The 13,006-nt window shown below is 71.6% G+C and carries 15 protein-coding genes; 8 read left to right on the plus strand and 7 right to left on the minus strand.

The genetic code is table 11. The features are described from left to right. Positions 1-72: 72 nt before the first annotated feature. Both AB5L52_RS06445 and AB5L52_RS06450 read right to left on the minus strand, forming a co-directional pair. The gene (locus tag AB5L52_RS06445; RefSeq protein ID WP_369362939.1) at positions 73-390 is read right to left on the minus strand and encodes a hypothetical protein; all 318 of its coding nucleotides are present in this window, start codon (positions 388-390) and stop codon (positions 73-75) included. 550 nt (positions 391-940) lie between these two features. Next, on the minus strand, positions 941-1,339 hold the full coding sequence (locus tag AB5L52_RS06450) for a metalloregulator ArsR/SmtB family transcription factor (RefSeq protein ID WP_351023006.1): 399 nt from the start codon (positions 1,337-1,339) through the stop codon (positions 941-943). 96 nt (positions 1,340-1,435) lie between these two features. Here AB5L52_RS06450 and AB5L52_RS06455 point away from each other — a divergent pair, with 96 nt between their 5' ends. The 8 genes from AB5L52_RS06455 (at position 1,436) to AB5L52_RS06490 (ending at position 8,056) form a co-directional block, all read left to right on the plus strand. Beyond that, a complete protein-coding gene (locus tag AB5L52_RS06455; protein WP_369362940.1) occupies positions 1,436-3,412 on the plus strand; it encodes a heavy metal translocating P-type ATPase in 1,977 nt (658 codons plus the stop codon). 194 nt (positions 3,413-3,606) lie between these two features. After that, positions 3,607-4,095: a Fur family transcriptional regulator gene (locus AB5L52_RS06460; RefSeq protein WP_369362941.1), complete on the plus strand. Its 489-nt coding sequence runs from the start codon at positions 3,607-3,609 to the stop codon at positions 4,093-4,095. Further along, positions 4,083-4,313 (plus strand): hypothetical protein, encoded by a 231-nt coding sequence (locus tag AB5L52_RS06465; RefSeq protein ID WP_351023013.1) that lies wholly within the window; start codon positions 4,083-4,085, stop codon positions 4,311-4,313. Before AB5L52_RS06460 ends, AB5L52_RS06465 begins: the two co-directional genes overlap by 13 nt. Before the next feature lie 9 nt (positions 4,314-4,322). Then, positions 4,323-5,345, plus strand: a complete 1,023-nt coding sequence (locus AB5L52_RS06470) for a GTP-binding protein (protein WP_351023016.1) — start codon at positions 4,323-4,325, stop codon at positions 5,343-5,345. Then, entirely contained in the window at positions 5,342-6,367 is a 1,026-nt protein-coding gene (locus AB5L52_RS06475) for a WD40 repeat domain-containing protein (RefSeq protein WP_369362942.1), read from the plus strand. The genes AB5L52_RS06470 and AB5L52_RS06475 overlap by 4 nt, the downstream gene beginning before the upstream one ends. An 8-nt stretch (positions 6,368-6,375) precedes the next feature. Continuing rightward, the gene (locus AB5L52_RS06480; protein WP_369362943.1) at positions 6,376-6,777 is read left to right on the plus strand and encodes a (2Fe-2S) ferredoxin domain-containing protein; all 402 of its coding nucleotides are present in this window, start codon (positions 6,376-6,378) and stop codon (positions 6,775-6,777) included. After that, positions 6,764-7,126 carry an ArsR/SmtB family transcription factor gene (locus tag AB5L52_RS06485; protein WP_369362945.1) on the plus strand — a complete coding sequence of 121 codons (363 nt, stop codon included), beginning with the start codon at positions 6,764-6,766 and terminating at the stop codon, positions 7,124-7,126. Before AB5L52_RS06480 ends, AB5L52_RS06485 begins: the two co-directional genes overlap by 14 nt. Before the next feature lie 48 nt (positions 7,127-7,174). After that, positions 7,175-8,056, plus strand: a complete 882-nt coding sequence (locus AB5L52_RS06490; RefSeq protein WP_369362946.1) for a transposase — start codon at positions 7,175-7,177, stop codon at positions 8,054-8,056. A 299-nt stretch (positions 8,057-8,355) separates the two neighbouring features. On the opposite strand, the gene AB5L52_RS06495 is transcribed toward AB5L52_RS06490, so the two are convergent. The 5 genes from AB5L52_RS06495 to AB5L52_RS06515 are packed head-to-tail and all read right to left on the minus strand — an operon-like array spanning position 8,356 to position 12,977. Beyond that, a complete protein-coding gene (locus AB5L52_RS06495) occupies positions 8,356-9,009 on the minus strand; it encodes a nitroreductase family protein (protein WP_369362948.1) in 654 nt (217 codons plus the stop codon). After that, positions 9,006-9,905 (minus strand): hypothetical protein, encoded by a 900-nt coding sequence (locus tag AB5L52_RS06500; protein ID WP_369362950.1) that lies wholly within the window; start codon positions 9,903-9,905, stop codon positions 9,006-9,008. Before AB5L52_RS06500 ends, AB5L52_RS06495 begins: the two co-directional genes overlap by 4 nt. A 57-nt stretch (positions 9,906-9,962) precedes the next feature. Then, a complete protein-coding gene (locus tag AB5L52_RS06505; protein WP_369362952.1) occupies positions 9,963-10,943 on the minus strand; it encodes a ScbA/BarX family gamma-butyrolactone biosynthesis protein in 981 nt (326 codons plus the stop codon). A 10-nt stretch (positions 10,944-10,953) separates the two neighbouring features. Further along, positions 10,954-11,889, minus strand: coding sequence for a nucleoside-diphosphate kinase (locus AB5L52_RS06510; RefSeq protein ID WP_369362954.1), 936 nt, complete (start codon positions 11,887-11,889; stop codon positions 10,954-10,956). After that, positions 11,886-12,977: an SDR family oxidoreductase gene (locus AB5L52_RS06515; RefSeq protein ID WP_369362955.1), complete on the minus strand. Its 1,092-nt coding sequence runs from the start codon at positions 12,975-12,977 to the stop codon at positions 11,886-11,888. Before AB5L52_RS06515 ends, AB5L52_RS06510 begins: the two co-directional genes overlap by 4 nt. Positions 12,978-13,006: the final 29 nt, after the last annotated feature.

Here is a 13,006-nt window from a genome sequence, read left to right on the forward strand (position 1 = left end):
GCTGTCGGCGCGCCGGTGGGCGTGCGAGGTTCCCGGCTGTGACGGGCTCCCGCATGAAGGCTGGCTGCACCATCATGCCAGCGCGGCGCAGCGGCAGCCGTCGTGGCTGTGGACGGTGTGGATGCTGCTCACCGGCCGAGGCTGGGGCACGTCACGGACGGCGGCGGAGACGGTCAGGGAGTGGGCGAAGACGCCGGGGTTGCACATCGCCGTGGTCGCGAAGAACGCCACCTTGGTGCGGGACATCTGCTTCGGCTCCCCGAAGTCCGGTCTGCTGTCCGTGATCCCGCCCGAGGACGTGGCCAAGTACAACTCGTCGCTGAGCGAGACGACGCTCCGGCTGAAGAACAGCACGCTGATACGCGGGTTCGGTGCGGAGACGCCGGACAATCTGCGTGGCTGGGCATTCGACAAGGCCTGGTGTGACCCAGGTCGTCATCTCCACGACGCCCAAGCCACTCCCCCCTCACGTGAAGCGGCTCGTCGAGCGCGGCCGGACGCAGGAGAAAGCGCGCCGGAAGGGCGCAGAGCCACCGGGGGTGGTGCTCACGCGCGGCCACGGTGGTCGTTCTGGCGGTGGAGGCCGATCGCGAGGTTGCGGAAGCTTGCTGATGACCAGGGAGACCTGTTCGATCGTGAGCGTCCCGGCGCTGAGGTCCCGCCTCCAGCCAACGCCCTGGAGGGCCTGACGGGCTCCCGGGGAGGCGATGTGGCGGAACGCGGCGGTCTTCGGGCGGCGGATCGCGCACCGGTGGCGGGCCCGGGTGCGTTCGACCGGTCCACGCTGATCTCCTTCCAAGGCAGGCGGCGGATCCGGTCGTAGAGCGTCGGATCGTTCGGCCTGACGACGGCGATGCGATGGGCGCCGCGGTCGCGGAGGTAGCGGGCGTGGCGGTGCTGGGCGTGCAGGGCGTCTGCGCTGACTGCGGTCCCGTCCAGGTCAATCGGCTCTAGCGAGCCGTGCATCCTCCGCCTGGTCCTCGTCGCCGGCGTCGCTGAGCCCGAGGCGCAGGTGCTCGATGTGGTAGACGGCCTGGTCGAGGAGTTCGGCGACGTGGTTGTCGTAGAGCGCGTAGATCACCGAGCGGCCCTGGCGCCGGCCGACGACCAGGCCGAGGTTGCGCAGCAGGCGCAGCTGGTGGGAGCAGGCGGACTGTTCCATGCCGACCTCGGTGGCGAGTTCGGTGGCGGCGCAGGGGCCCTCGCGCAGGCGGGAGAGGATCAGCAGCCGGGAGGGGGTCGCCAGGGCCTGGAGGGTGGTGGCCACCCGGGCGGCACTGTCCGCGTCCAAGCGGGTGCGCGGGACGCGGTTCTTCGCGGGAGCTGCTCCATGGCCCATGGTGGCCATCATACAAGCAACACTTGAAGAGATCTTCATATGTACCTGTATGGTGGTTGAGTCGAACCGTCCCGCCCTCCCGAAGGGTTCTTCGTCATGTCTTCCACCCTGACCGAGCGGCCCGCGCCCGCCGCGACCTCGCGCCCGGACGCCCCCTCCCGGCGGCGAACCCGGGTCTTCGCGCTGCCCGAGGCCCGTTGGGCCGCGGCGGCCACAGTGCTGTTCCTGCTCGCCCTCCCGCTGCAGCTGACCGGCGCACCCGCCGGGATGTGGGGATCGCTGTACGGGCTCGCCTACGTTGCGGGCGGTTGGGAGCCGGCGCTGGCCGGGCTGCAGGCGCTGCGGGAGAAGACCCTCGACGTCGACCTGCTGATGATCGTGGCCGCGCTCGGGGCGGCCGCCGTCGGCCAGGTCATGGACGGCGCACTGCTGATCGTCATCTTCGCCACCTCCGGCGCGCTGGAGGCGCTGGCCACCGCCCGTACCGCCGACTCGGTGCGCGGACTGCTCGACCTCGCCCCGGCCACCGCGACCCGGCTGCACAACGACGGCATCGAGGAGACCGTGCCCACCACGGATCTCGCCGTCGGGGACACCGTCCTGGTGCGGCCCGGCGAGCGGATCGGCGCCGACGGGCGGGTGCTGGGCGGGGCGAGCGAGGTAGACCAGGCCACCATCACGGGTGAGCCGCTGCCCGTGGCGAAGGAACTCGGCGACGAGGTGTTCGCGGGCACCCTCAACGGCACCGGCGCACTGCGGATCAAGGTCGAGCGGGACGCCTCGGACTCGGTGATCGCCCGCATCGTGCAGATGGTCGAGGAGGCGTCGGAGACGAAGGCGCCGACCCAGTTGTTCATCGAGAAGGTCGAGCAGCACTACTCCATCGGCATGGTGGCGGCCACACTCGCCGTGTTCGCCGTGCCGCTCGCGTTCGGCGCCGCGCTGACCGGCTCGCTGCTGCGGGCCATGACCTTCATGATCGTCGCCTCGCCGTGTGCGGTCGTCCTGGCGACCATGCCGCCGCTGCTGTCCGCGATCGCCAACGCCGGACGGCACGGTGTCCTCGTGAAGTCGGCCGTAGTGATGGAGCGCCTCGGCCAGATCGATACGGTCGCTCTGGACAAGACCGGCACGCTCACCGAGGGCACCCCGCGCGTGACCGACGTCCGTCCGCTGTCCGGATCCGGGCTGACGGAGGGAGAGTTGCTGCGGCTCGCCGCGGCGGCCGAGCACCCCAGCGAGCACCCGCTGGCCCGCGCCGTCGTGGACGCCGCCCGTGCCCGTGGTCTCGCCCTGCCCGTCGCGGAGGACTTCACCTCCACCCCAGGCGCCGGAGTCACCGCCACCGTGGACGGCCGCAAGATCGCGGTCGGCTCCCCCGCCCGACTGCTGTCCAGCGCCGAGGTCGCGCACACCGCCGTCGCCGCCGAGCTGGAGGACAGCGGGCGTACCGCGGTCCTGGTGGTGGCCGACAGCACGCCGACCGGGGTCCTGGGTATCGCCGACCGACTGCGGCCGGACGCCGCCGCCACGATCTCATCGCTCACCGCACTCGCCGGAACGCCGCCGACGCTGGTCACCGGTGACAATTCCCGCGCCGCCGCCCACCTGGCCGCCGAGGTCGGCATCACCGACGTCCGCGCCGGGCTGCTCCCGCAGGACAAGGTGGCCGCGGTCAGGGAACTGGAGCAGGCCGGCCGCAAGGTCCTGGTCGTGGGTGACGGCGTCAACGACGCGCCCGCCCTGGCCGCCGCCCACACCGGCATCGCCATGGGCCGAGCCGGCTCCGACCTCGCCCTGGAGACCGCCGACGCGGTGATCGTGCGCGACGAACTGGCCACCGTGCCCGCCGTCATCGCCCTCTCCCGCCGGGCCCGCCGCCTGGTCGTGCAGAACCTGGCCATCGCCGCCGTGTTCATCTCCGGCCTGGTCGTCTGGGACCTCACGGCCACCCTCCCCCTGCCGCTCGGCGTCCTTGGCCACGAGGGCTCGACCGTCATCGTCGGCCTCAACGGCCTGCGCCTGCTGCGCGAGGCCGCCTGGACCCGGGCCCGCACGGAGGGCCAGCCCTGACTCGCCCAGCCCCACGGCCCGCCGTACCCGCGCAGGTGCGGCGGGCCGCTGCCGTCTGATTGCTCCGGCAGCACTACTGAACCCAGGCGATGCCGCCCAGCCACACATGACTGGGCGTTCATATGGACATGGATTTCATTTCCATCTACGGTGGAGCGTGCCGACCCGGCACAAGCCAGAGGGGGTGATGCGCCATGGGCGGCCGGACGACCCGACAACGCAAGGCCGTCGCGCGCGCACTCGCGGGCTGCCATGACTTCGTGTCGGCCCAGGAGTTGTACGCCCATCTGGTGTCCGGCGATCACATAATCGGCCTGACCACCGTCTACCGCGCCCTGCGCGAGCTGGAGGCGGACGGCGGCGTGGACGTCGTACGCGACGAGGCCGGCGGGCGGCTCTACCGGCTGCGCCCCGCCGACGGACACCGCCACTACCTGATGTGCCGCGACTGCGGTCGCAGCCGGCCGGTGGACTCCGAGGTCGTCGAGGAGTGGGCGGGCCGGATCGCCGCCGACACCGGCTTCACCGCCGTCGAGCACACCGTCGAACTCACCGGCGTCTGCGCCGACTGTCTGGCCCGCACAGACGGAGGCCGACCGTCCGGGGACGAAGGAGAAGAACCGCCATGCCACTGGGATCGCGCCCCGGGCCCCGGGGACCCAGTCCACAGTTGCGCGAGCTGAAGGAGACCGTGCGCACTCTCCTCGATCTCGACGACGACACCGCCGTCCTGATCCGCCAGCTCGCCTGTACCGAACCGGGCTGCCCGCCACTGGAAACGGTCGTCGTCGTGCTCCCGATGGAGGGCGCGGCCCGCCGCTGGACCCTGCACCGCCCCGCCGACCAGATCACCAAGGACGACCTGCGCGCCGCCCTGCTCGCCGCCGAACAGCACGACTAGGAGACCGACTTGACCACCCCCGAACCTGGCCAGCCCCGCGACGAGCGGGTCCCCGTCACCGTTTTGACCGGCTTCCTCGGCGCCGGCAAGACCACCCTCCTCAACCGCATCCTCACCGAGAACCACGGCATGAGGATCGCCGTGATCGAGAACGAGTTCGGCGAGGTCGGCATCGACGACGCGCTCGTGCTCGACGCCGAGGAAGAGATCTTCGAGATGAACAACGGCTGCATCTGCTGCACCGTGCGCGGGGATCTGATCCGCATCCTGGGTGCGCTGATGCGGCGCCGCGAGAAGTTCGACCACATCCTCATCGAGACCACCGGCCTCGCCGACCCCGCGCCCGTCGCCCAGACCTTCTTCATGGACGACGAAATCGCCTCCCAGCTGCGGCTGGACGCCATCGTCACGCTCGTCGACGCCGCACACGTGCTCCAGCACCTGGACGAGATCAAGCCGGAGGGCGTGGAGAACGAGGCCGTCGAACAGATCGCCTTCGCCGACCGCGTCGTCCTCAACAAGACCGACCTGGCCGACGAGGAGACCATCGGACAGGTCGTACGCCGCATCCGGGCCATCAACGGCGGAGTGCGGATCATCCCCGCACAGCACGCGCGCATCAATCTGCACGAAGTGCTGGACGTGGGCGCGTTCGACCTGGAGCGGGTGCTTGCCGACGACCCCGCCTTCCTCACCGAGACCGAGCACCAGCACGACACCACCGTCACCTCGGTCGGCATCGAGCTGGCGGGCGAGCTGGACGAGGACCGCCTCAATGCCTGGCTCGGCTCCCTGCTGCGCACCAAGGGCGTCGACCTCTTCCGCTCCAAGGGCATCCTCGCCATCGCCGGAGCGCCCAAGCAGTACGTCTTCCAGGGCGTGCACATGCTGCTGGACGGCACCTTCGGACGCGACTGGCAGGAGGGCGAACCCCGCACGAACAAGCTCGTGTTCATCGGCCGCGACCTCGACCGCGCGGCACTGCAGCGCGGCTTCGCAGACTGCCTGGCCACGGCGGGAGCGATCGCATGAGCACGGCAGTGGAGTCCCCGCCCGCGTGGGAGACCGACGTCGACGACGTACCCGTCGCACTCAGCGCGCGCGGTGACCTGGTCGCCGCCGCGGGCGCCGAGGGCACCGTGAAGATCTTCGACGCGGCGATGGGCGCCGAGATCGGCACGCTCGACCTGCCTGGAGGCGCACTGAAGGTCCAACTCTCCCCGGACGCCCAGCACTTGGTCGCCACCGGCCCCCTGGGGTACGCGTTGTGGCGCCGCTCCGACGGGCGGACGACGCTACGGGAGTCAGGTGCCTGGTCGGCGGCCGCCGCCTGGGCGGACACTGAGCGGGTCGCGGTCGCCTCCGGGCGCCGGGCCCTCGTCCTGGACACCGGCGGTGGCGAGTTGTGGCGTACGGAGCCCGCCGCGTCCACCGTCACCGACCTCGCCTGGATGCGGCAGGGCCGGCGCCTGGCCGTGGCCGCGTACGGGGCCGTGCGCTGCCACGAACGGCACACCGAGAAGCCGGTCGCCACCTACCCCTACGTCGGCTCGCACCTCGCACTCGCCGTCGCGCCCACCGGGAGGTGGATCTGCAGCGGCAACCAGGACGCCTCCATCCACATCTGGCGCGCCCGCGACGGCGGCGAACTCACCATGTCCGGCTACCCGGAGAAGGTCTCCCGGCTCGCCTTCGACGACACCGGCTTCTGGCTGGCCGCCGACGGCGCGCCCGACGTGACCGTCTGGGACTTCTCCGGCAAGGGCCCGGAGGGCACCGCACCACGCTCGCTCCGCTGCCACGAGACGGTGACCGCGCTCGCCTGGCGGCCGGGCGCGGCCGGGCATCTGGCCAGCGGCGGCGCCGACGGCACCGTAGCCCTGTGGCACGCCACCGCAGGACGGCCACAGGCGCGCCTGCGCCCGGTGCGCGAACTGGACGGCACCGGCGCGGCCGTCGGCGCGCTCGCCTGGGCAGGCCCCCACCTGCTGACCGTGGCCTGGCGGGACGGCCGGATCCGGACCTACGGCGTGCCGTCCCGGACCGCGCTGTGAACCAGTCCGTGAACCGTTCCGTCATCCGGGCAGCCACTCCCCGCCCCTGCACACTCGTCGTGTGCCGGGGCTGCTGCTGCGGCAACCCACGCAAGCACCCCGGCACCGACCACGCCTGGCAACTGGACCGACTGCGCGCCGGCGCGGCAGAGCACGGCTTCCAGGTCCGTACGACGGACTGCCTCGGCCCCTGCGACCAGGCCAACGTCATCGTCGTCCAACCCTCAACCGCCGGGCGCCGGGCCGGAGGCCGCGCCGTCTGGGTCGGCTTCGCCATGGACGACGACAGCACCGACGACCTGCTGCACTGGGCACAGGCGGGCGGACCCGGCATCGCCCAACCGCCCCCCACCCTGGCCCTCCAGCTGATCCGCCCACCGCGCGAGGCCCGCGCCCGTGCACGCCGATGACCTCGACGCCGGCGGCCGCGACGTCCTCGCGGCCGCCCGGCTCGACGAAGCCACCGCCGCCTCCGTCGCCACGACACTCCAGGCCCTCGCCACACCGTCCCGCCTGCTGATCCTCACCACCCTGCGACAGCGCCCGTACCCCGTCGGCGAACTCGCCTGCGCCATCGGCATGGAACAGTCCGCCGTCTCCCACCAACTGCGCCTGCTGCGCGCCCTCGGCCTGGTCACCAGCCGCCGCGACGGCCGCCGCATCGTCTACAGCCTCTACGACGACCACGTCACCCAACTCCTCGACCAGGCCGTCCACCACATCGAGCACCTGCGCCTCGGCGTACGCGACCCCGGCTGACGCCTGTCTCGCACGGCCGGCATCTGTGCGTCGGTTGAGGTGGGCGACGTGCCGTGGCGCGGGTTCTGCTCGGAGCCGATCGGGCAGCGAGCCGTCGTCGGGCATCCCGGCCCGCAGCCACGCCCCGACCACCTCGGCGTCGGCTTCCGTCACCAGCGGGCCGAGGCGTACGACGACCCCGCCCGGCCTTCGGTCGGCCCCACAAGGCTGCACGGCGGCATGCACCCCACGGCCGCTCCGGCAGTGCAGCACACTCCCCAGACAACCGGTGGAGACCATCACCCTGAGCTCCGCCCCGCGCTGTCCGCCGAGCACCGCATGACCATCCGCGCTCCGCGGTCAACTGCCCGGCGCATCCGGCACCTCCAGGCCGAGGCCCGCGAGCTGGAGAACGAACTCCTCCAGCTCGTCCGCCAACAAGCCCCCGAACTCCTGGAGTTGCTTGGCGTCGGTGCGATCACCGCAGCTCAGATCCTGGTCAGCTGGTCGCATCCGGGCCGGTTCCGTTCCGAGGCCGCCTTCGCCTCCTTCGCCGGCGTCGCGCCGATCCCGGTTCCGTCGGGCCTGGCCAACAAGCACCGGCTCAACCGGGGCGGCGACCGCCAGCTGAACCGAGCGATGCACACGATCACCCTGATCAGGATGCGGCTCGATCCCGCCACGAAGGCGTACGTCGCCCGCTGTGTCGGCGAGGCAAGAGCCCCCGCGACGCACAGCGCTGCCTCAAGCTCAACATCTGCCGCCAGATCTTCAAGATCGTCGAACGAAGGAGTCAGCCGGACGTGGAAGAGCTTCCTCAAGCGGCTTGACACGACACAGCAGCCTCGGGGGGCTCATTCGGCGGGCCTGTTCGCCTGGATCAGCGCCTGCTGGCCGTTGGCGACGAGCTTCCGGGAGCCGACGGCCTGGACGCCATACACCTCGAACTGACGGACAATCAGGGTGCGTCGGGGGTTCAGGACGGTGCCGATCGCCTCAAGGCGGCACCAACGGCGGGTGGCGCCCCTCTTGCTGATGTCCACACCGGCGCATCGTTCGTGCAGCGCTGGATCGCCGACCTGCAACGATGGGACTTGTCCAGGGTCCTGTTGGCTCCGCGGAAAGAAGCACTCTCCAGGTGAACCTGATGCCGCTGCGCTACCTCGTGAAGGGCAGCGAGGCCGTACTCAGCCGCAGTGGCGGTGTGCTGGAGGCCCTGCCGACCATGGGCGGCATGCCGGCCTTCTCGGTCAGGTCAGGTCCCCGCCCTGCCAGCCGTCGTGGTGCAGGACGTCCTTCAGCGGCAGCCGTGGCCCCGGCCGGAACGTGGCGCGCAGCGGGTACGCCGTCGGCAGCAGGGCCCCCTGGCGGACAGTGGACGGCAGGCCCAGGAGATCGGCTACCTCCCGCTCGCGGTCCAGATGGACGGCCGTCCAGGCGGTCACCAGACCGCGGCTTCGCGCGGCCAGCGCATAGCTCCAGGCGGCGGGCAGCAGCGACGCCCACAGACCGGCCTGATTGCCCTCCGGCAGCCGCCCGTCGGCCAGTTCGAGGCAGGGGATGACCAGCACCGGCACCTGGTGCAGCCGGTCGGCCAGCCCCCGGGCGGCGGTGAGCACGGAGCGGGTTTCTTCGGGCAGCTCGTCCAGCCGTTCGAGGGCGGCGGCGTTGCGGTCGTAGAACGCGGCCCGGTACACCTCGGCGACGTCCGCACGCACTTGCGGGTCAGTGAGCAGGATCCAGCGCCAGTTCTGCCGGTTGTTGCCGTTGGGTGCCTGCAGGGCGACGCGCAGGCAGTCCTCGACCAGCTCCGCATCCACCGCCCGCGCCAGGTCAAGGCCGCGCCGCACGGAACGCGTGGTGGTCAGCAACTCCTCGCAGGACAGGGGAAGTTCAGCGCTCACGGCAGCAGCACCGCCCTGACGACCAGGGCGAGGTACGTCCCCACGATGAAGCCCATCGCGGTCACGAGCGGCCAGCCGCCGTGGCGCGCGGCCAGGAACCGTCGGGTGCCCCAGGCCGGCAGGGCCGCCATCAGGCAGGGCAGCAGCCCGAGCGGGCCGTCCGGCGCGAACAGGACGACCTGGCAACCCACCGCCCCGGCCGCGAGGCTCGCGGTGATCGCCGCGCTGCGCCGGGGGCCGAGGTCGGCCGAGTACAGGCGGGTGCCCGGCTCCGCCTCCCAGGCCGTCTTGCGGGCGAATTCGAAGTGCAGGAACACACAAGCGCACAGCGCGAGAAGCACCGCTTCGCGCCAGTCGGCGGTGATGGTCCCCGCGGCGGCCAGCGAGCCGCACACATAGACGCCGAGCAGCACCTGCACCGGGTAGGTGACCGCGAGGTTGAGCAGCTGCCGGTCGCGTACCGCCGTCGACAGGCGTTCCAGGGCGGCGAGGAACAGTCCGTAACCGAGGGCCGCCAGGATCAACAGGACGGCCGTCGCCGACAGGGCGGCGTTCAGGCCCGCCACGACCGCGGTGAGGGCGGCCATGGCGCCGCGCAGCTCGGCCACGGTGATCGCACCGGTGACCAGCGGCCGGTCCGGGTGGTGCACCCGGTCGTACTCGAAGTCCTTCTGCTCGTCCAGCATGCGCAGGAACAGCAGGGCCAGGACGACGCTGACGACCCGCACCCAGGTGGCGCCGGACGGCCGCCAGGGCGTGCCGGTCAGCTCCACCGCCGAGCCCTCCAGGGCGAGGACCCACAGCAGTCCGTAGGTGGCGTAGATGTGGGGCCGGAACATGCGCAGTACGAAACGGCCCAGCCGGGCGGGCACTTGGGGCGCGGCGACGGTGGTCACTGAGGGGTGTCCCCCTGTTCGGGTATGTGTCGTGCGGTGTCGGTCGTGTCGCGGGGCTCAGGCGCCCGCGTGTGTCCCCGGACTCGCGGAGATGCCCGCCAGGGCCGTGTCCCGGTCGGCGAGCCGGATGCCGGCCTCGGCGACCAGGGCGCCGGGCTGGTGCAGGGTGCACTCGATGTCGGTGCCGGGCAGTACCGGAGCGGTCCGGCACTCCAGGGGCAGGTCCATCTCGGCGAAGCACCTGAACCTCGCGGTCAGGGCGACCGGCAGCGCGGTGGCCGCGCGCACCGTGCCCGCGGCGACGGCTGCGTTCACGGCCAGTTGCCGGAAGGCTTCCAGCTCCAGCATCCCGGGGACATGGTCGACCCAGTGGTCGTACAGGGTCGGGTGCATGGTGTCGGCGACCAGACGGGCCGTGCGTATGCCGTCGCCCGGGGTGCGCGGCGAGGAGATGACCACATTGGCCGGGTCGCTCCGGCCGACCAGGGCGGGATCGATCCGTGGTCCGGGCAGCGCGACGGGGAGTTCGGGCAGGCCGAGTGCCTCGCGCTGCCCGGCCCGCAGGCGCGTCCAGTCCTCCGGCGGCATCCATGAGTAATCGATGCGGGCCAGCATGGCCTCGCGTGCCCCGATGGTCACGGTGAAGCGTAGCCGCAGTCCCGTCACCCCGGCCCGGCTCCGGATCCGGCGCTCGATACAGGCGGCGATGACGGCCTCGGTGGGCGTGGCACCGGACGCCAGGGCAGCCGGATCGGGCATCTCGAACTCGACGGTCCGCAGCAGGAACTTGTGCCCAAGGGGGACACCGAAGTACGAGTGGGCCACCACGAAGATGCCCTGCCTGCACGCCTCGAACAACAGCATCGGGTCGTGGTGCGTGCGGGGTCCCAGGGTGTCGTCGTAGAAGGCGTGCAGGCGGGGAAGCTGCGCGGCGAGCAGCACCTCGTCGTCGCTGTGGCGCTCCGCATCGGTCAGGAAGACCTCGGCGATCGCGGCCCGGTGCACCAGCTCCTTCGGAAGTGTCCGGGCGAACTGCATGGGTCGCTCCTCAGGTCGAGGCGCCGCGTACGGCGTCCAGGTGGTTGCGCCATTCGTCGACGCCGGCACCGTCCAGCACGGGGAGCCAGCCGGGCTGCCGCATGGGAAGAACCTTCGAGCCGACGATGACGGTGTCCCACGGGTCGAGGTCCATCCCGTGGTGCCAGGCCGATTCCAGGAGTTCGCGCGGGGAGGCGGCCGGGTCCAGGCCAGGATGGCGGGCGATGACATCGCGCAGGCGTTCGACAGCGGGCTCGAAGTCGAGTTCACGGGGCTTCGTGGCGGAGTACAGCCAGTGGGCCAGCTCCAGGGCGTCCCCGGAACGGTCCTCGTCCGCGAGCGCGGAGCGGAAGAGGCGGTCGCGCTCGGCCTCGTCGAAGTGGACGGCCAGCTCCCGCAGGACGTCGGCGGGTTCGTCGGGCGTGTGCACAAGGTTGAGCAGATAGCTGTAGCGGCCCAGCAGGTGGCGCAGCTGACCGGGCTTGCGGGCCTCGGGGTCGGTGGGCCCCTTCAGGCTGGTGAGGTGGACCGAGGCCGGGACGTCGGTGTCGTGCTCGGGACGGACCAGCAGGACGAGGGCGTCGGCGTCCTCCAGGAAGAGCGCGGCGAGCCGCCTGCGGTAGGGGGTGGCGAGGTTCCACTGGAAGTACCAAAGGGAACGGATCATGGTCCGGGTCAGCCGGGTGGTCGCCGCGCCGACGATCCGGAAGCCCTGCCCGGTCAGCCATTCGACGGCCGCGTCCAGCCTGCGGGCCACCACCGCGTCCGGCTTCAGCAGCAGCGCGGCGTGACGGTGGGCGAAGCCGGTGACGTCGTCGGTGAGGGCGGCGAGTTGTTCGTAGCTCTCCTGGTAGTACGTGTCCGCGCCGTACAGCCGCTGTTTCTCGGGGTCACAGGTGAGCAGCGGCGAGACCGGAATGCCGTGCGCGGGCTCGGGGTGGTTCATCGCTGGGTGCTCCCGTCGGTCGGTGCGGCGGCAGGCTCCCTGGGCGGGGGCGCGCCGAGGTAGCCGACCTTGAGGCAGTGGTCGAGGAGACGGCGCAGGTAGGGCCGCCCGCCCGCGTATGCCGGACGGCCGCTGAAGGCGGCGGCGTGGGTGTCGTCGAAGTGGATGCGCCGCCTGAAGTACGTGTTGTAGAGGGAGACGACGCGGTCGTAGTAGGGGCGTTCACGGTCGGGCAGGGCCGACGCTGAGAACGCGGACGGGGGGACGAACCTGGCGACCTGGAAGGACGGGTACTCGGCGAGGACGTCGGAGAAGTCCCTCAGGGTCAGCACCTGACCGACGGCGTGCAGGGTGAGCCCCTCGGCGTCCTCGAAGCGGGTGGCGGCCCCGGTCACCAGGTCGGCGACGTGGTCGACCGGTACCAGGTCGAGGGCGGCGTCGTAGTGACCGGGGACGGTGCGCACCAGGCCCCTGGTGATGACCTTGAGTACGGGGTAGATGGTCTTGAAGTCGCGGGCGCAGCCGGTGCGGGCGGCGCCCGTGACGATGCTGGGGCGCACCACGGTCACCGGCAGTCCCTCCGCGGCAGCCTTGCGGACCATGGTCTCCGCGGTCAGCTTGCTCTTCTCGTAGCCGTTGCCGGGGCGTTGGCCGACATCGAGTTCGTCCTCACGGGCGATGCCGTCGCGTTCCCCGCACACATAGGCCGTGCTGACGTGGACCAGCGGGGTGCGGTGGGCCAGCGCGAGGTCCAGGACATGCCGGGTGCCGGCGACGTTGATGCTCTCGTACCGGTCATCGGGCAGTCCGAAGTCGGTGACGGCGGCACAGTGCACGATCCGGTCGGCGCTCGCGACGAGCCTGCGGCCGTCGTCGGTCAGTCCGAGGCCGGGGCGGGTGACGTCGCCGGTGATCCGGGTCAGGGTGCCGGGCCCGGGGGTGAGTTTCCTGCCGTTGTTGCGGACGAGGTCGCCGTTGCGGTGCAGCAGCGTCAGCACGGTGTGGCCCGCGGCGGTGAGCCGGGCGGTCACCTCCGCACCCACGAAACCGCTGGCACCGGTCACCAGCACCGTCATCGTGTCGGCCATCAGTCGGTCCTCCAGGGGGGTGTCATACA

The organism is Streptomyces sp. CG4, from assembly GCF_041080655.1.
GTDB lineage: Bacteria > Actinomycetota > Actinomycetes > Streptomycetales > Streptomycetaceae > Streptomyces.